Raw genomic sequence first — 17,372 nt, 5'->3', positions numbered from 1 at the left:
GCCCTACCTCGTGCAGCTGCGCCACCCCACGACCGGCGGAGTCTACGCCTCGTGGGGCTCGCTCGGCCACGTCACCGTCGCCGAGCCCGGCGCGCTGGTGGGCTTCCTCGGGCCCAAGGTCTACGAGGCGCTCCACGGCACGCCGTTCCCGGCGGGCGTCCAGCAGGCCGAGAACCTCGCCGCCAAGGGCGTCATCGACGCCGTCGTCGCTGCCGAGGACCTGCCAGAGCTGGTCGACAGGTCGTTGCGGGTGCTGCTCGACCGGCCCGAGCCGCCCGCGCTGCCGCGGCGCGACCCCACCGCCCTCACCACCCGCACCGCCTGGGAGTCGGTGGGCATCACCCGCCTCCCCGGACGGGCAGGTGTGCGGGACCTGCTGCGGTACGGCGCCAGCGACACCCTGCGCCTGCGCGGCACGGACGAGGGCGAGCGCGACGAGACCGTGATCGTGGCGCTGACCCGGCTCGACGGCCAGCCGTGCGTGCTCGTCGGCCAGGACCGGACCCGGCAGGACGCGGACCGGGCCATGGGGCCGGCCGCGCTGCGCGAGGCGCGCCGCGCGATGAACCTCGCCGAGGAGCTCGGCCTCCCGCTCGTCACCGTGATCGACACCCCCGGCGCCGACCTCTCGGTCTTCGCCGAGGAGCGGGCGGTGGCCGGCGAGATCGCCCGATGCATCGCGACGATGACCAGGATGCGCGTGCCGACCCTGGCCGTCCTGCTCGGTCAGGGGTGCGGCGGCGGGGCACTGGCGCTCCTGCCCGCCCGGCGGGTGCTCGCCGCGCAGCACGCGTGGCTCTCGCCGCTGCCGCCCGAGGGGGCCAGCGTCATCGTGCACGGCGACACCACGCACGCCGAGGAGATGGCCACCCGCCAGCAGGTCCGGGCCCTCGACCTGGCCGCCAACGGCACCGTCCACCGCATCGTCCCCGAGCGCGACGACGACAGCGCCCAGACGCTCGCCCGAGCCGTCGCGGCGGAGTGCGCCGCCATGCTCGTGAGCATGGGCGTCGACGGCTGAGCGGTGGTGATCCGGCCCGGCCCCCCGCTGTAACGCGCTGTTACGCAGTCATCACCGCCCACCGGCGGGGTGGGAAGGTGATGTGACGGCGCGTTACAGCTGAGGCCCGTCAGGCAAAGGGGGTCAGGCGAAGGCGTCCACGCCGGTGAGCTCGGCCGAGACCTGCCACAGCCGGGCCGCCTGCGCGGGGTCGGTGGCCCAGTCGCGGACCCCGCGGCGCGCACCGTCCTCGACGTACCGGACGGCCACGTCGACGTCCTCGCAGTAGACGCCGCCCTTGCCGTCGAGCTGCGGCGAGGTGGCCGCCCAGACCTGGGTCGCGGCGCCCTGCTCGGGGGTCTTGAACTCGGCGCGCGGGGTGCCGTCCTCGTTGAACCAGCCCATCGCCACCTGCTCCTCGCGGGGGAGGTGCCGCTGGAGCGGGGTGAGGATCCCGCCGGGGTGCAGGGCGAAGGCGCGCACACCCTTGCCCCGCTCGTCGGTCTGCCCGAGGCGGTCGAGGTGGACGGCGAAGAGCACGTTGGCGGTCTTGGCCTGGCCGTAGGCGGTCCACTTCTCGTAGTCCGACTCGAACATCAGGTCGTCCCACCGGATCGGGCTGCGCAGGTGGCCCATCGAGGAGACGCTCACCACCCGCGCTCCCTCGGCCAGTGCCGGCCACAGCCGGTTGACGAGCGCGAAGTGCCCGAGGTGGTTGGTGGCGAGCTGAGCCTCCCAGCCCGGACCGACGCGGGTCTCCGGGCAGGCCATGATGCCGGCGCTGTCGATGACCATGTCGAGGGTGACGCCGCTCGCGAGCACCCGCCCGGCGAACGCCTCGACGCTGGCGAGATCACCGAGGTCGAGCGTCTCGACAGTCACGCCCGCGAGGCCCTCGAGCGCCTTCGCGGCGGTCTCGGGCCGTCGGGCGGGGACGATCACACGCGCACCGGCCTTCGCCAGCGCTCGCGTGGTCTCGAGCCCGATCCCGGAGTAGCCGCCGGTCACCAGGGCGGTCCGGCCGCTGAGGTCGACGCCGGCGAGCACCTCGTCGGCGGTGGTGTGCTGGTCGAAGCCCGAGCCGATCGGCTCCTGCGGGGTGGGGGCGTAGGTCATGCTCCCGAACGTAGCCCGCAGCGCGCAGGAACCGCCCGGTCGGCGTGTTCCAGCGGTACGGAACCGCCCGGTCGGGGGTCAGGTGCGGGCGCTGGCGTAGCCCAGCGCCGCGGCGAGCCCGAGCGCACTGCGGGGCTCGTACGCCGCACGCCACAGGCCGCCGTGCACGGCGGCGTACGCCTCGTCCTGCCACGGGTGCTCGTGGGAGGGCGCGCCGGCGCTGAGGTCGTGGACGAGCAGGGCCGCCATCAACGTGTTGGCGGTGTCCGGCTCGAAGATCTCCACCCCGAAGCGGTGGGCGCCCGCGAAGGCGGCGGCGAGGGCGCGGTTCTTGACCACCGAGCGGGTCCGGGTCGACGGCGCGACGTGGAAGGACACCAGCTGGCCGTCGCGGCGGGCGACGGCGGCCCGCCAGCGCTGGATCCGCTTGGCCAGCACGTAGTTGGGGCCCTGCACCGGGACGATGCTGTCGCTGATGCCGGGGTCGGCAGCGGGCGGGTAGGCCCGGTGCAGCAGCCGGCCGCGGGTCGCCCAGCGCAGGGGGCGGCCGACGGCCTTGGCGGAGCGCGAGCGCTCCCGGTAGGCGCGGGTCGACTGCTCGACCGCGTCGCGCGGCACCGCGAAGGCGTCGGTCGGGGTGGCCAGGAAGGCCAGCGCGGTGTCCGGGCGGGCCGCGCTGAGCCGGGTGGCGAGTGCATCGGCCGCGGCGGCGACGCGCACGTGGGTGCCGCCGTCGGCGTAGAGGTAGTTGCCCAGCACCAGCCGCCCCTCGATCCGGGCCAGCCAGTCGCAGACCTCCGGGACCTCGGCCAGCAGGTCCGCGCCGAGGGCGCCGTCCTCGGCGATCGAGGGGTCGAACGGCACGAGCAGCCGGCCCGCCCCCGCCCGGGCGGTGCGCTCCACGCGCTCCCACAGCGCCTCGCGCGGCAGGTCGACCGCGGCCACGGTGGCGCCCCAACGCAGGAGGGCGGCGAGGGGGCCCATCTCGGCGCCGGCGCCGAGCACGGCCACGGTGCGGCCCTCGAGCCGCAGCCACTCGGGGTGGTCCACGACCTCCCCGACCGCGGTGGCCGCCGACGGCTCCATCACCCCGCGGGCCACCCACTCCTCCAGCTGGGCACGCAGCGCGGTGCCCCGCAGCTCGCGTCCCCGGTACGGCAGCACGAGCTCGACCTGCCGCTCGCCCTCCCCGAGCACCTCGTGGGTGCCGAGGGTGCGCACCGCGGACGCCGTGGCGAGGGAGTCGAGCGGGTGCTCGCTCCCGTCCGGCGCCGTGACGACGAGCGTGCGGCGTACGGCGTCGAGGCCGGCCTCGGCGATCGAGTTCCAGGCGTCGGGGGTCGCGATCCCCGCCTCGACGAGTCGCCGGAAGTGCAGCACGTAGCCGCTGCGCCACGCGGTCTCCTGCTCCGCGCCGAGGGCGCCGACCGGGTCGACGGGGCGCAGGGCGTCGGCCACGACGGCGCGCCCGGCCCGGGTGGTGCTGCGGCGGCCGTCGGCATCGGCGGGGAACGAGACTCCGTGTGTCATGGACCCATCATGGCCGGGCGGGAGCACGGCGGGCCCCCGCTTGGCTACGGTGGGAGCGACGAGAGGAGATCGGATGCCGCCACCCGATGACGTGCAGGACGCCGACGCCGCGCTGGTCCACGGCGAGGCTCCCGCTTCGCGGCACACGCCGCTCGATCGCGGGCTGATCCTCGACGCCGCCGTCACCTTCATCGACGAGCAGGGCCTGGCGGGGTTGACCATGCGCCRACTGGGCCAGGCGCTGGGCGTGGAGGCCATGGCGCTCTACCGCTACGTCTCCGGCAAGGAGGAGCTCCTCGACGGTGTCGTGGACCTCCTGGTCGAGGGCATGCGCACCGACGTGGAGGTCCTCGACCGTCCCAGCGACGGCTGGCAGGACTTCGTGCAGCGCCTCGCCCACGGCGTACGACGCGTGGCCCTGGCGCACCCGAAGGCCTTCCCGCTGGTCGCGTCGCGCCCCCCCGAGGCGCCCTGGTTGCGACCGCCGCTGCGCAGCCTGGAGTGGGTCGAGGCGTTCCTGGTGGGTCTGGAGTCCGAGGGCTTCTCCGACGAGGCCGCGGTCGCGAGCTACCGCGCCTTCACCAGCTTCCTGCTCGGGCACCTGCTCCTCGAGGCCTCCACCCACGGTGCGAACGTCGGGCCGCTCGACGTCCTGGAGGAGACGACCGAGCCGGGACTGTCCGACTACCCCACGGTCGAGCGGCTGCGCCGCCAGCTCGCGGAGGACAAGGCGGCCGTCGAGTTCGAGGAGGCGTTGGAGGAGCTCCTCAACCGGCTCACGCAGGTCCGGATGGAGGGTGGCGCCGGCTGAGGGTCAGCGATCGACCTCCTCCGTCTCGTCGGGATCCGGGACCGCCTGGAGGCGCTCCCGCGGCGGCTGGGGCTGCTGCCGGCCGAGCTCCCCGCCGATGCGCCCGCCGTGCGGGCGGCCGTGGTCGGCGTACTCCTCGCGCACGAAGGCCAGGATGCGGCGCGGACCCGGTCCGAGCTCGATGCGGGAGGAGGTACGCAGGAGCGACGTCGCGACCCGGCGACCGTGCACCCGCAGCTCGGCGTCGCCGACCGCGGTGACGACGAACTCGTCGGCGTCGTCGTGGACCACCTCKGCGTGGACGGGCGCCAGGCCCGGCAGCACGATGTCGCAGCCCGGGTCGGAGCCGATGGTGGTGCGGTCGTCCTGGAGCCAGTGCACCGGGTGACCGGTCCGGGTGATGCCGTCACCCGGCACCTCGACGAGGCGCGGCAGGCCGCCTCGACCGGGGTCGTGCGTCGTCGTGACCCTGCGGACCGGGCGCCGCAGGAACGTCGGGGCCACCGGGAACGGGGTCAGAGGCGGCAGCAGCCCGGGGCCCGGGAGGGTCGCGTCGTCCCGGCGCAGCCGCCCGCGCCCGGCGGACACCACGCCGCGCAGGCCGGCGACCCGCATGTGGGGGCTGCGGGTGAAGGGACGCTGCCACCAGGGGCAGCGCACGTTGCCCAGCGTCACCAGCGGCACGTCGTCCGCGTCGCGCACCTGCAGCGAGACGCCCAGGTCGGCGAGCTCGGCGGCGATCCGGCGCAGGCCCGCGGCGTCCGCCCCACCCGCGAACATCGCCGGGTCGCTGACCCGCAGGGTCAGGGTGCTGCCCCGCCCCTGGAGCGAGCCGGTGACCCGCGCTCGGCCCGGGGTGTCCACCTGGAAGCAGACGTCCGCCTCGACGCGGGTCCGCAGGACGGTCACGCCGCCTCCGGTGCGGGACCCCGGGTGGTGTCGTCGTCGGTCGAGATGCGCAGCGTGCCGTCGATCTTCCAGGTGGCGCGCGGTGCCTTGGGACCGGTGTCGCGCGGTACCTCCACGGCCATGTCGACGAACTGGTAGTTGATCGCGGCCCGCCGGCCGGTGAGGAACGACCACATCTCGCGACCGAGGTCGCTCCAGTCGACGACCGAGTCGGCACGGAAATCAGTCTGGTCCTGCGTCATGGTGAGTCTCCAGGTGTTGTAGGGTCTGCCTGAAGTTAGACAGAAAACTTCGACAGACTGTTTAGGTTATGGAGCGAGTATGGACACGGGCGACGCCGCGACGCAAGGGTCGGAGACCTTGATGACCATCGGGGAGCTGTCCAGGCATGCCGGGATCTCCACCCAGCTGGTCCGGGCGTGGGAGCAGCGGTTCGGGTTCCCCGAGCCGGTCCGGCTCCCCAGCGGGCACCGGCGCTACACCGCCGAGGACGCCCGCGCCGTCCAGCGGGTCGTGGAGGAGCGCGACCGCGGCCTGCGCCTCGAGGAGGCCATCGCGGCCACCCTCCGCTCGGGTCAGCTGGGCGAGAGCGCGTCGGTGTACGCCGCCCTCAGCCGTCGCCACCCGGAGCTGACGTCGTACACGCTCACCAAGCGGACGCTGCTGGCGCTGTCGTGGGCGATCGAGGACGAGGCGGTCGCCCAGTCGTCGAGCGGCGTCCTGCTCGGCACCTTCCAGCGGGGTCGCTACTACGGCCAGTCGCGACGCCGGTGGGAGGACCTGGCGCGCACCGCCCGAGCGGCGGTGGCGATGGCGGACTTCGACGCCCACGACGACGAGTCCCGCCCCGCGAMCGTCGGCCTGCCGCCCGAGTCGCCGCTGCTGCGGGAGTGGGTGGTGGTCCACGAGGCCCCCGACTTCGCGGCCGCGCTGGTGGCCTTCGAGCTGCCGGGCCACGTCACGGTGGGCGACGAGCGCCCGTTCGAGGCGCTGTGGTCCGTCGACGGCGGGGTGGTCCGCGACGCGGCCGTCCTCACCGCGCAGGCCGGGGCGGCGGTCGGCTCGCGGGCGGCGGCCGACGTGCTCGCCGACCTCGAGCGCACGCCCGTCCTGCCGAGCACGTCGCCGGTCGCGGCGACGGCGGTCTTCAACCGGATGGTCGCCTACACGGACGGTACGACGCTGCGGGCCCGGCGCCCCTGAGGGTGAGGGTCGCCCATGGCGGTCGCCGTAAGGTCGAGGACATGCAGACACGAACTCTCGGACACCAGCAGGTCGGCGCCGTCGGCCTGGGCCTAATGACCTTCGACCAGACCGGACCTCAGCCCCGCCAGCAGCTCCTCGACACCGTCACCGCGGCACTGGACGCGGGCGTCACCCTCTTCGACACCGCCGACGCGTACGGGCCCGGTGACGACGGCGCCGCCGCGCAGGGCCAGAACGAGCGCCTGGTCGCCTCCCTGCTCGACGAGCTGGGCGCGCGCGACCGCGTGCTGCTCGCGACCAAGGGCGGCCACGTCCGCACCGACGGTGGCGACTGGGCCACCGACAGCACGCCGGAGCACCTGCGCGGCGCCGTCGACGCCAGCCTCGAGCGCCTCGGCATCGAGCAGGTCGCGCTGTGGCAGCACCACCGTCCCGACCCCGACGTGTCCTACGACGACGTCATCGGCACGCTCGCGGAGATCGTCGCGAGCGGGAAGGTCGCCCACGTCGGCCTCTCCAACGCCGACCCCGACCAGATCCGGGCGGCGCACGCCGTGCTCGGCGACGCGCTGGTGAGCGTGCAGAACCAGTTCAGCCCCAAGTTCCTCAGCAGCCGTCCCGAGATCGACGTGTGCGAGGAGCTCGGTCTGGCCTTCCTGGCGTGGAGCCCCCTCGGTGGGCTCAACGACGCCAAGGGCCTCGCCGAGAAGCACCCGGCCTTCGCCGAGGTCGCGCAGGACCGGGGTGTGAGCGCCCAGCAGGTCGCCCTCGCCTGGGAGCTGGCCCAGTCGCCGTGCGTGATCCCGATCCCCGGGGCCAAGCGCCCCGAGTCGGTGCGCGACTCCGCCGCCGCGGCCGACCTCGAGCTCAGCGCCGACGAGCTGGCCCGGCTCGACGGCTGACCACCCTCGGACCGAGCCCGCCACATCCCGTCAGGAGACCTCATGAGAGTCGTCGCCACCGTGGCCTGGGTGGCGATCGTGGTCCTGTATGCCGGCCTGTCGAGCGTCTGGACGGGCCGCGACCCGGGCTGGTACGCGAGCCTGTCGAAGCCCTCCTTCCAGCCGCCCGACGTCGTGTTCGGCGTGATGTGGCCCCTCAACTTCCTGGCCCTGCTGGTGGTGGGGGTCTGGGTCACGCGCTCGTCCTCGACATCGAGCCCCTGGCCGGCGATCGCGGTGCTGGCGACCTCGGTGGTGGCCGCACTCGCCTGGGCGTGGCTCTTCTACGTTCCGCACCGCCTGGGGGTCGCCGCGGTGTGCCTCGCCCTGGCGGCGCTCCTGACCTGGCTGCTCGTGGTGATCGTCGCCGGGTCGCTGCCCTGGGCGGGGGGCCTCCTCGTGCCGTACGCCCTGTGGCTCAGCGTGGCCACCGCACTGTCGGTGCGGTACGCCGGACTGAACTGACGTCCCTCGTCAGGGCATCACCGGCGGCTCGAGCTCGAAGGTCATCGCGAGCAGCCACCGCCGGTGCCCTCGCGTCCGCGGTCCCGGTGGCCCCCGTAGGTTGATGCGCATGAGCGACGACAGGACGATGCGCGAGCGGATGCTGGCCGGGGACCCCTACATCGCGGACGACCCGGTGCTCACCGAGGAGTCGCAGCGGGCCCAGCGGCTGACCCACCAGCTCAACACCGCTGACCCCAACGACCACGACCTGCGGCGCGCGCTGCTCACCGAGCTGCTCGGCGCCTTCGGCGAGGGCAGCGAGGTACGTCCGCCGTTCCGGTGCGACTACGGCTACCAGACGAGGATCGGGGCCCGGACGTTCGTCAACTGGGGGCTGGTCAGCCTCGACGTGGCCACCGTGACGATCGGCGACGACGTCCAGATCGGTCCCGGCGTCCAGCTCCTCACCGCGACGCACCCCCTCGACCCGGGCCCGCGCCGCGACAAGTGGGAGGCGGCGCAGCCCATCGTCATCGGCGACAACGTGTGGCTCGGCGGCGGGGTCATCGTGTGCCCCGGCGTCACGATCGGCGCGGACACGGTCGTCGGCGCCGGCTCGGTCGTCGTGCAGGACCTGCCGTCGGGCGTGGTCGCGGTCGGCTCGCCGGCCAGGGTGATCCGCAGCATCTGACGTCGGGCGTTGACGGCGCCACTAGCGTGGGTTGACACCCGCCAGAGGTTCCACGAGAGGCACCGCCATGAGCGAGCTCCACGTCGTCGCCACCATCCCTGTCAAGGCCGAGCACGTGGAGTCGCTGCGTACGGCGCTCGACGGCCTTGCCGCGGCGACCCGCCAGGAGTCGGGGTGCCTGGCCTACGACCTCTACGAGTCCGCGGCTGCTCCGGGCGTCTTCGTGACCGTGGAGCGATGGACCGACCAGGCGGCCCTCGACGCCCACATGCAGGCGCCCCACGTCGCTGCCGCTTTCGCCGCGGCGGACGGGGCTCTCGCCGGCGAGGTGGCCATCCACCCGCTGGTGCCGGTCGCCGGGTAGGCCGCCACCCCTACGGGGGCACGAACACGTGGAAAGCGGTCGAGGGGTTTACCATCCGAAAGGCGTGTGCGAGGTCCGCACGAGCACTCGAACCCTCCAGAGATGGGACTCCTTGCCCGTGCAACGACTCACCCAAGGCTTCAGGCTGGGGGATCGCTACGTCCTCGAGGAACGCATCGCCTCCGGCGGGATGGCCGACGTGTGGCGTGCTGTGGACGACGTGCTCCAGCGCGCCGTGGCCGTCAAGATCATGCGCGCGGACCCGGACAACGAGGAGATCTTCGCCAAGCGCTTCCGCGACGAGGCCCGGCACTCCGCGTCCCTGATGCACACCAACATCACCACGGTCTTCGACTACGGCGAGGACGACCACCTCACCTACCTCGTGATGGAGCTCGTCCCGGGCGCCCCGCTGTCCGCGGTGATCCGCGAGGCCGGCACCCTCGAGCCCGACGTCGTCCGGTCGATCATCAGCCAGGCCGCCCTCGCCCTCGGCGTGGCGCACGAGGCCCGGGTCGTGCACCGCGACGTCAAGCCGGCCAACATCCTGGTCCGCGACGACGGCGTGGTCATGCTCACCGACTTCGGCATCGCCCGCGCCCTCGACGCCCACGGCCACACGCGCGTCGGCGAGATGCTCGGCACCCCCAACTACATCAGCCCCGAGCAGGCCCTCGGCCAGCCGGCCACCGGCGCCAGCGACCTCTACGCCCTCGGCGTGGTGGCGCACGAGATGCTCACCGGCATCCGCCCCTTCGACCGGGGTACGCCGATCGCCACCGCGATGTCGCACGTCAACGAGCCGCCCCCGCCGCTGGCCGAGGAGGTCCCGGCCGAGCTGCGCGCCGTCGTGTCCGCCCTGCTGGAGAAGCAGCCCGAGGACCGTCCCGCCAACGCGCGGGCCGTCGCCGAGATGATGGGCATCGCGACCACCGAGCTCGCCGGCCTGGCCGAGGGACTCGCCTCCCTCGTCAATGGCGACTGGGACGACGACACGGCCACGCCGGCGCACGACGCCCACGCCGTGACCCCCGCACGCGAGGTCGTCGACCCGGCTCCGGCCGAGGACGTCCACACGGTCGCCACCCCGGTCCGCGACCTGCTCGCCTGACCTGGTCCAGGACGCCGGGTGGTGACGGGTGCGGATCGATCACCCCGAGCCGCCTGAGCACGTCGGACGCGGCCTGCCCGTCCTCCTCACCGCCGCCGTCGTGCTGGCAGCGGTCCTGGTGCGACTGCGCTTCCTGAGCGGACCGCTGGCGCCGGACGAGGCAGGCTTCCTGATGGTGGGCGGCCAGTGGGCGCCCGGCACCAGCCTGTACGGCGACTACTGGGTGGACCGCCCTCCAGGACTGGTCGCCCTGTCGGCGCTGGCAGACCTCCTGGGCGGGGGCGTGGCCCTGCGCCTGCTCGGTGCCACGGCTGCGGTCGCCGCCATCGTGCTGGCCGCGCTGCTGGGCCGCCGGCTGGCACCGGCCCACCGGTGGTCGGGCCCGGCGTGCGCGCTCCTGGCCGCGGCCCTGCTGTCGAACCCGCTCCTGGCCGTGCGCGAGGTGGGGGGCGAGGTGCTCGCCCTGCCGTTCCTCCTCGCCGGGGCCTGGATGCTGCTCACCGCGCTCGTACGCCGTTCGCGGGGCTGGGCGTTCGGCGCCGGGATGGCCGGGGCGGCCGCCGCGTCGGTCAAGCAGAACCTCGTCGACGTCCTGGTGCTGGCCGTCCTGCTGGCGCTGGCCCTCGTCGTGGCCGGCCGGTGGCGTCGTGCCGTGTGGCTGCTGGCGTGGTGCGCGGCCGGTGCCGCCGCGCTGACCGCTGTCGTCCTGGCGCTCTCGGCCACCCGCGGCACCTCGCCCGGGGGCATCTGGGAGGCGGTGGTGGTGTTCCGCGTGCACGCCACCGAGGTGATCGCCTCCGAGGCGTCGTCCGCGACGGGCGTGCGACGCGGGTGGCTGGTGGAGGCCTTCGTGGCCAGCGGGGCGCCTATCGTGCTGCTGCTCCTCATCCGCCTGCCGTGGCGACCCGACCGCGGGGACGCGGTGTCGGCGTACCTCACCTGGGTCGTGTCCGGGCTGCTCGTCTGGGAGGCGCTCTCGGTCGCGGCGGGCGGCAGCTACTGGCTGCACTACCTCGTCGGGGTGGTGCCCGGGCTGGTGCTGGTGCTGGCCCTCGGCCTGCGCCGTCGGTCGGCGGTTCCGGTGTCCGCGTCGGGACGCTCCCTGGTGACCGTCGCCCTCGTGGCGGTGGTGGCCTCCGCGGTGATCGGGCTGGGGGTCGTGTCGGCGCGCCCCGAGCCCCGCCAGCGCGACGAGCAGGCGGTGATCGACTACCTGCGCGCCCATCGGGAGGGGCCGCGGACGGGGGTGGTGGCCTTCGGCGACGCCTCGCTGCTGGAGGCCGCCGGGCTCAGGAGCCCCTACCCGTACCTGTGGAGCCTGCCCGTGCGCGTGCGCGACCCCGGGCTCCGCCTCCTGGACCGGGTCCTGCGCAGCGACGCCGCGCCGACGTGGATCGTGCGGCACGGACCCTCGCTGGCGTCGTGGGGCATCGACGCGGGCCGGGCGGACGAGGTGCTCGGTCGTCGCTACACGGAGGTCTTCTCCTCGGGGGACTTCCAGGTCCTCGCCAGGCGGTCGGAACCGCCCGGAGGCGCAGCAGGAACCGTCGGGTGTGCAGTCGAGGGTGTGGAAGCGGACCGTGCTGAAGCGCGTCCAGGTGCGGCCGCCAGCACCGTGCCGCCCGGCGTACGACGAGACGGCCGTGTCGCATCCGGCCCGGGCCGTTCGTGGACCAGGTGAAGGGCGCCCGATCAGTAGGGTGCCACCGACGAGAGGAACGCACCATGACCACCACCCAGTACCTGCTCGGGGTCCACCACGGCGACGAGGTCACCTGGCCCGAGGGAGTGACCGCCGACCGGGTGATGGCCGACGTCGACGCCTTCAACGCCCGGCTCCGGCAGGAGGGCCGTTGGGTGTTCGCCGGTGGCCTGCAGCCGGCGTCGTCCGCCACCGTCGTCGACGCCAGCGGCACCGAGCCGGTCGTCACCGACGGTCCGTACGTCGAGTCCAAGGAGTACCTCGGCGGCTTCTGGGTCATCGAGGCGGCCGACCTCGACGAGGCGATGCGCTGGGGCACCGAGGCCTCGGCCGCGTGCCACGGCCCGGTCGAGGTGCGCCCGTTCCAGTCCGAGTGAGGACTCAGGTGAGCACGGGGGCGAGCGCGGGGGAGGCGCTGGATCGGGTCGTGCACGAGGAGCACGGCCGGATCGTCGGCGCCCTGGTCCGCCGGTACGGCGACGTCGACCTCGCCGAGGACGCCGTCGCGGAGGCCCTCGAGGTGGCCTGGCAGAAGTGGCCGGTCGAYGGCGTGCCGCCCAACCCCGGCGCCTGGCTCACCACCACGGCCCACCGCAAGGCGCTCGACCGGCTCCGCCGCGAGTCCTCGCGCACCCGCCGGGAGAAGGAGGCGACGACCATGCTGGGCACCCCGACCGAGCCGCTCGGCGTCGTCGACGACGACCGGCTCCGGCTGTTCTTCATGTGCTGCCACCCCTCGCTCGCCCCCGAGACCCGCGTCGCCCTGACCCTGCGGCTGGTGGCCGGGCTGAGCGTCGCGGAGATCGCCGCCGGCTTCCTGGTCGAGGAGCGAGCGATGGCCCAGCGGATCACCCGCGCCAAGCGCAAGATCCGCGACGCCGGGATCCCGTTCCGGGTGCCGGCGCGCGAGGACCTGCCCGCGCGGCTCGGGGGCGTGCTCGCGGCGCTCTACCTGGTCTTCAACGAGGGCTACCTCTCGGTCGGTGACGAGAGCGGCCACCGTCCCGACCTGGCCGACGAGGCGATCCGGCTGACCCGCCAGCTGGTGGCGATGCTGCCGGCCGAGCCCGAGGCGCAGGGCCTGCTCGCCCTGATGCTCCTCACCCGCGCCCGCGACGGCGCCCGGGTCGTCGAGGGMCGGCTGGTGCTGCTCGACGAGCAGGACCGGACCCGGTGGGACGCCGACCTCCTCACCGAGGGACGGACGCTGGTCGAGGCGCTGCTCGCCCTCGGCCGACCCGGTCCCTACCAGGTGCAGGCGGCGATCGGTGCCGCGCACACCGACGCGACGGTGCCGTGGATCGAGGTGGTGGCGCTCTACGACCTGCTGCTCACCCTGGTGCCCAGCCCCGTGGTGCGGCTGAACCGGGCCCTCGCCGTCGCGCGGGTCGAGGGACCGGAGCCGGCGCTGCGGCTCGTCGACGACCTCGACCTCGCGGCGTACCACCCGTGGCACGTGGCGCGGGCCCACCTCCTCGGCGAGCTGGGACGCGACGCGGATTCGCGTGCGGCCCTCGACGCCGCCCTGGCGCTGGACCCCACGCCGTTGGAGCGTGACCACCTCACCCGGCTGCGCGACGGCGCCTGACGCGCGGGATCAGGCGAAGGCGTCCGCGCCCAGGTCCTGCTCGCCAGTAACCGCCCCCTGACTACCGTGCCCCTCGTGCCGACCGTCTCCGAGATCCACGTCGCCAAGGCGACCCGGCTGCCGATGCGCGCTGTCGGGCAGGTCGAGGTCGAGGAGGGCCGGGGGATCGTCGGCGACCGCTACCACGGCACGCGGCACCGGCACGTGACCGTGCAGAGCGCGACGGCGCTGGCCGAGTCCGCCGCGGTGTTCGGCCGCGACATCCCGGCCGCGCTGACCCGCCGCAACCTGACGCTCAGCGACGGCGTGGTGCCGCGCGAGCCGGGCGCGCGGATCCGGATCGGCGGCGTGCTGCTCGAGGTGGTCCGCGTCGCGGCGCCGTGCAAGCTCCTCGACGACACCATCGGCGCGGGTGCCCAGGAGGCGCTGCGCCGCCGCGCCGGCTCGGTGTGCCGGGTGCTGGCGTCGGGCACCGTGCAGGTGGGCGACGCGGTCGACCTCGCGGTGCCGCCGGGCGTGTGACGCAGGTCATCGGGCACCCGTCCCGATATGCGTCCCGGCCCGTCGGGTCGTAACGTCGCGCGGCGTGACCACGCAACAGACGACCCGCCAGCAGCCCTCCGACACCGGCTTCCTCGGCCAGCCCTCCGTGCTGGCCAACCTGTTCGGCGTCGAGCTGTGGGAGCGGTTCAGCTTCTACGGCATGCAGGGAATCCTGCTGATCTACCTGTACTTCTCGGTCGCCGACGGCGGTCTCGGCATCGACCAGGCCACGGCCACCGGCATCGTCGGCGCCTACGGCGGGGCGGTCTACCTGTCCACCATCCTGGGCGCCTGGCTGGCCGACCGGCTGATCGGCGCGGAGCGCACGCTCTTCTACGCGGCCGTCACGGTGATGGTCGGCCACATCGCGCTGGCGCTGGTTCCCGGGCTCACCGGTGTCGGTGTCGGCCTGGTGCTGATCGCGTTGGGCAGCGGCGGCGTGAAGGCCAACGCCACCTCGCTCGTCGGGTCGCTGTACGACGAGCACGACGAGCGCCGCGACGCCGGATTCTCGCTGTTCTACATGGGCATCAACATCGGCGCCCTCGTCGGACCGCTCCTCACCGGCCTGCTCCAGAAGCAGTGGGGCTTCCACGCCGGCTTCGCCCTCGCCGCGGTCGGCATGGCCGCCGGCCTGGTGCAGTACACCCTCGGCCGCAGCAAGCTGCCCGAGGAGACCCAGCACGTCCCCGACCCGCTACCCGCCGACCAGCGGGTGCGGTACGCCGCGGGGCTGGGCGCCGTCGTCGCCCTCGTCGTGGTGCTGTGCCTCGTCGACGTCATCACCGTGGACCGGCTGGCCAACATCGTGATCGGGGTCAGCGTCGTCGCCGCGATCGGGCTGTTCACGATGATGCTCGTGGACCGCGAGGTGCACGGCGCCGAGCGCCGCCGGGTGCTGGCGATGATCCCGCTGTTCGCGTGCAGTGCCGTCTTCTGGTCGCTCTACCAGCAGCAGTTCACGGTGGTGACGATCTACGCCGACGAGCGGCTGGACCGCGACCTCTTCGGCTGGGAGATGCCGATCTCGTGGGTGCAGTCGATCAACCCGGTCTTCATCATCGTGCTGGCCGGCTTGTTCGCGACGATGTGGACCCGGCTCGGTGACCGGGCCCCGTCCACGCCGGTGAAGTTCGGGCTCTMCACGATCCTGATGGGCGTCGCGTTCTTCCTGTTCCTGGCGATGCCGTCCGGCGCGGGAGCCGTGCCGCTCCTCGGGCTGGCGCTGATCCTGCTGGTCTTCACCCTCGCCGAGCTGCTCATCTCGCCGGTGGGGCTGTCGGTGGCGACCAAGCTGGCGCCGCGCAAGTACCTCACGCAGATGGTCGCGCTGTTCTTCCTCTCCGTGGCCCTCGGCACCGCGATGGCCGGCCAGCTCGCCGGCTACTACTCGGTGGACGACGAGCAGCCGTTCTTCCTGTGGATCGGGCTCGCGTCCGTGGTCACCGGTGTCGTGGTGCTGGCGCTGGCCAAGCCGATCCGGGGGTTGATGTCGGGCGTGCGCTGACCGCGCTCGCGCTGCCGGTCCCGCTCAGACCGCTTGCGCCTGCGGCGAGCGACCGCCGTACCGGCTGGAGCCGCGCAGCAGGACGACCACCCCGACGATCGCCAGGACGAAGGTGAGCCACTGGGTGGAGGCGAGGGCGACGAAGGGCGACTCGTCGTCGATGGCGGCGTCGGAGAAGGCGAACGTCGTGAAGTCGATCCACGCGTGCAGCAGCATGCAGACGATGAGGGTGCCGGCCACGCGGCGGGTGACGTAGAGGACGGATCCGGCCAGGAAGGCGAAGCCGATCTGCTGCACGGTGGAGCCCAGCGACTGTCCGAAGAGGACGTTCAGGGCGTGGATGAGCCCGAACAGCAGGCAGCTGAAGAACCAGGACAGGGCCTCGCCGAAGCCGCCGCGCAGGCCCACCAGACCGGTTCCGCGGGTCAACAGCTCCTCGCTGAAGCCCACGAGCAGCGTGCCGATGCCCAGGGCCAGCAGGAAGCCGTCGGAGCGGTCGGCGGGCCCGGCGCCCCCAGCAGGACGCCGACCCCGGGAAGGATCATCAGCACCGGCACCACCCACATCCACCGTGGGGCGCGCAGGTCCTCGTGGATCGCCGGACCCCACCAGCCGAGGTAGGTGGTGACGGCGGCCAGGAACACCGAGCCGAGCCCGACCGGGACGACAATCCCCTCGACGACGGTCGTCGTCGTGTCCCCGACGGCGTCGTAGTCGAGGCCCACGACGGTCCAGGTGAGGCCCACGATGGCCGTGTAGCCCACGGCGACGGCGACGGTGATGAGGGGACGTGGCTGCGCGCGCATCGTGGTCCTCCGGGGGGCGGCGGGTGCTCGGCACCGCAACCAGCCTCCCCCTCTCGCCGGGAGGGCCGAAAGTCCCCCGGCGGCTGGCGGCCGGCGAGCCCCGGCCCGCTCGGCCTTCGGTGTGGGTTCGGTGTCACCACGTGGCACCGATCCCGCCCTCAGTCGAGGCAGAACTCGTTGCCCTCGACGTCCTGCATCATCTGGCACGACTCGTTGTCCCGCCGGCCGGGGTCGTACGGATTCGTGGCGAGCACGTCGGCCCCGGACTAGGTTCGGGGGATGGCACAGCACTGGATCGCGACCGGGCCGGGTGGCCTCGACGTCTTCTCGTTCGAGGAGTACGACGTCCCGCCGCCCGGGCGGGGCGAGGTCACCATCGTGGTGCGGGCGGCCGGCATGAACCCCGCCGACGCCAAGCACGTGGCCCGCGGTGCCGCGGCCGACTTCCCCAAGGCGATCGGCTACGAGGTCGCCGGGGTGGTGAGCGCCGTCGGAGCGGACACCGAGATCGGGTCGGGGCCGGTGGCCGTGGGCGACGAGGTCCTCGCCTTCCGCATCAGCGGTGGCTAGGCCACCGAGGTGACCGTCGCGGCGCGCGACGTCTTCGCCAAGCCTGCGTCACTGTCGTTCGGCGAGGCCGCCAACCTGCTCCTGGCCGGGTGCACCGCATCCGAGATGCTGCACGTGACCGGTGTCGGCGAGGGCGACACGATCCTGGTCCACGGGGCGTCCGGCGCGGTCGGTCTGAGCGTGCTGCAGCAGGCCGCGCTGCTCGGTGCGCGGGTCGTCGGGACGGCGAGCGACGGCAGCTTCGACGCCGTGACGCGGTTCGGCGGCATCCCGGTCGCGTACGGCGACGGGCTCGAGCAGCGGGTGCGTGAGGCGGCGCCCGAGGGGGTGGTGGCCGCCCTGGACTGCGTGGGCACGGACGAGGCGATCGACGTCTCCCTGGCCCTGGTGGCCGACCGCGGCCGGATCGTCACCATCGCGGCCGCCGAGCGGGCGAAGCGTGACGGCCTGGTGGCGATCGCGGGCTCGATACCCGCCAGCCAGGCCTACCGGGACTCGGTGCGCGCCGACCTCGTGCGGCTGGCCGGTGA

At 73.8% G+C, this 17,372-nt stretch carries 21 protein-coding genes; 15 read left to right on the top strand and 6 right to left on the bottom strand.

Going from position 1 to position 17,372, the window contains the following annotated elements:
- Positions 1 to 1,021, top strand: a 1,021-nt coding sequence (locus ACXJKL_RS02080) for a carboxyl transferase domain-containing protein (RefSeq protein WP_457205386.1), incomplete at its 5' end; no start/stop codon positions are given.
- Between the two features lie 123 nt (positions 1,022 to 1,144).
- Here ACXJKL_RS02080 and ACXJKL_RS02075 read toward each other — a convergent pair.
- Both ACXJKL_RS02075 and ACXJKL_RS02070 read right to left on the bottom strand, forming a co-directional pair.
- On the bottom strand, positions 1,145 to 2,116 hold the full coding sequence (locus ACXJKL_RS02075) for an SDR family NAD(P)-dependent oxidoreductase (RefSeq protein ID WP_457205385.1): 972 nt from the start codon (positions 2,114 to 2,116) through the stop codon (positions 1,145 to 1,147).
- Between the two features lie 78 nt (positions 2,117 to 2,194).
- A complete protein-coding gene (locus tag ACXJKL_RS02070; protein WP_457205384.1) occupies positions 2,195 to 3,646 on the bottom strand; it encodes a hypothetical protein in 1,452 nt (483 codons plus the stop codon).
- A 73-nt stretch (positions 3,647 to 3,719) separates the two neighbouring features.
- Between ACXJKL_RS02070 and ACXJKL_RS02065 the strand changes: the two genes are divergently transcribed.
- Positions 3,720 to 4,457: a TetR/AcrR family transcriptional regulator C-terminal domain-containing protein gene (locus ACXJKL_RS02065; protein ID WP_457205383.1), complete on the top strand. Its 738-nt coding sequence runs from the start codon at positions 3,720 to 3,722 to the stop codon at positions 4,455 to 4,457.
- A gap of 3 nt (positions 4,458 to 4,460) precedes the next feature.
- Here ACXJKL_RS02065 and ACXJKL_RS02060 read toward each other — a convergent pair whose 3' ends face one another.
- Positions 4,461 to 5,366 (bottom strand): FHA domain-containing protein, encoded by a 906-nt coding sequence (locus tag ACXJKL_RS02060; protein ID WP_457205382.1) that lies wholly within the window; start codon positions 5,364 to 5,366, stop codon positions 4,461 to 4,463.
- Positions 5,363 to 5,608, bottom strand: a complete 246-nt coding sequence (locus ACXJKL_RS02055; protein WP_056926109.1) for a hypothetical protein — start codon at positions 5,606 to 5,608, stop codon at positions 5,363 to 5,365. Before ACXJKL_RS02055 ends, ACXJKL_RS02060 begins: the two co-directional genes overlap by 4 nt.
- A gap of 121 nt (positions 5,609 to 5,729) precedes the next feature.
- On the opposite strand from ACXJKL_RS02055, the gene ACXJKL_RS02050 reads away from it, so the two are divergent.
- The 11 genes from ACXJKL_RS02050 (at position 5,730) to ACXJKL_RS02000 (ending at position 15,466) form a co-directional block, all read left to right on the top strand.
- Positions 5,730 to 6,569, top strand: coding sequence for a DICT sensory domain-containing protein (locus ACXJKL_RS02050; protein ID WP_457205381.1), 840 nt, complete (start codon positions 5,730 to 5,732; stop codon positions 6,567 to 6,569).
- Positions 6,570 to 6,610: 41 nt separating this feature from the next.
- Positions 6,611 to 7,474, top strand: coding sequence for an aldo/keto reductase (locus ACXJKL_RS02045; protein ID WP_457205380.1), 864 nt, complete (start codon positions 6,611 to 6,613; stop codon positions 7,472 to 7,474).
- A gap of 42 nt (positions 7,475 to 7,516) precedes the next feature.
- The gene (locus tag ACXJKL_RS02040; protein ID WP_457205379.1) at positions 7,517 to 7,978 is read left to right on the top strand and encodes a TspO/MBR family protein; all 462 of its coding nucleotides are present in this window, start codon (positions 7,517 to 7,519) and stop codon (positions 7,976 to 7,978) included.
- A gap of 109 nt (positions 7,979 to 8,087) precedes the next feature.
- Positions 8,088 to 8,651 (top strand): sugar O-acetyltransferase, encoded by a 564-nt coding sequence (locus tag ACXJKL_RS02035; RefSeq protein ID WP_457205378.1) that lies wholly within the window; start codon positions 8,088 to 8,090, stop codon positions 8,649 to 8,651.
- Positions 8,652 to 8,718: 67 nt separating this feature from the next.
- A complete protein-coding gene (locus ACXJKL_RS02030; protein WP_457205377.1) occupies positions 8,719 to 9,015 on the top strand; it encodes a putative quinol monooxygenase in 297 nt (98 codons plus the stop codon).
- Between the two features lie 118 nt (positions 9,016 to 9,133).
- Positions 9,134 to 10,126, top strand: coding sequence for a serine/threonine-protein kinase (locus tag ACXJKL_RS02025; protein WP_457205387.1), 993 nt, complete (start codon positions 9,134 to 9,136; stop codon positions 10,124 to 10,126).
- A gap of 28 nt (positions 10,127 to 10,154) precedes the next feature.
- Positions 10,155 to 11,807, top strand: coding sequence for a hypothetical protein (locus ACXJKL_RS02020; RefSeq protein ID WP_457205376.1), 1,653 nt, complete (start codon positions 10,155 to 10,157; stop codon positions 11,805 to 11,807).
- 44 nt (positions 11,808 to 11,851) lie between these two features.
- Positions 11,852 to 12,205, top strand: a complete 354-nt coding sequence (locus ACXJKL_RS02015; RefSeq protein WP_457205375.1) for a YciI family protein — start codon at positions 11,852 to 11,854, stop codon at positions 12,203 to 12,205.
- Positions 12,206 to 12,213: 8 nt separating this feature from the next.
- The gene (locus ACXJKL_RS02010) at positions 12,214 to 13,416 is read left to right on the top strand and encodes an RNA polymerase sigma factor (RefSeq protein ID WP_457205374.1); all 1,203 of its coding nucleotides are present in this window, start codon (positions 12,214 to 12,216) and stop codon (positions 13,414 to 13,416) included.
- Between the two features lie 75 nt (positions 13,417 to 13,491).
- Complete coding sequence (locus ACXJKL_RS02005) at positions 13,492 to 13,938, top strand: MOSC domain-containing protein (protein WP_457205373.1); 447 nt, start codon at positions 13,492 to 13,494, stop codon at positions 13,936 to 13,938.
- Between the two features lie 64 nt (positions 13,939 to 14,002).
- Positions 14,003 to 15,466 (top strand): peptide MFS transporter, encoded by a 1,464-nt coding sequence (locus ACXJKL_RS02000; protein WP_457205372.1) that lies wholly within the window; start codon positions 14,003 to 14,005, stop codon positions 15,464 to 15,466.
- A 24-nt stretch (positions 15,467 to 15,490) separates the two neighbouring features.
- On the opposite strand, the gene ACXJKL_RS01995 is transcribed toward ACXJKL_RS02000, so the two are convergent.
- Positions 15,491 to 15,895: a CPBP family glutamic-type intramembrane protease gene (locus tag ACXJKL_RS01995; protein ID WP_457205371.1), complete on the bottom strand. Its 405-nt coding sequence runs from the start codon at positions 15,893 to 15,895 to the stop codon at positions 15,491 to 15,493.
- The gene (locus ACXJKL_RS01990) at positions 15,892 to 16,272 is read right to left on the bottom strand and encodes a hypothetical protein (protein WP_457205370.1); all 381 of its coding nucleotides are present in this window, start codon (positions 16,270 to 16,272) and stop codon (positions 15,892 to 15,894) included. Before ACXJKL_RS01990 ends, ACXJKL_RS01995 begins: the two co-directional genes overlap by 4 nt.
- 279 nt (positions 16,273 to 16,551) lie before the next feature.
- Here ACXJKL_RS01990 and ACXJKL_RS01985 point away from each other — a divergent pair, with 279 nt between their 5' ends.
- Both ACXJKL_RS01985 and ACXJKL_RS01980 read left to right on the top strand, forming a co-directional pair.
- Positions 16,552 to 16,842 carry an alcohol dehydrogenase catalytic domain-containing protein gene (locus tag ACXJKL_RS01985; protein ID WP_457205369.1) on the top strand — a complete coding sequence of 97 codons (291 nt, stop codon included), beginning with the start codon at positions 16,552 to 16,554 and terminating at the stop codon, positions 16,840 to 16,842.
- 9 nt (positions 16,843 to 16,851) lie between these two features.
- A partial coding sequence (locus ACXJKL_RS01980; RefSeq protein ID WP_457205368.1) for a zinc-binding dehydrogenase occupies positions 16,852 to 17,372 on the top strand: 521 nt, incomplete at its 3' end.

The organism is Nocardioides sp. P5_C9_2 (assembly GCF_054049555.1).
This window is presented reverse-complemented; position numbering and strand designations above follow the sequence as displayed.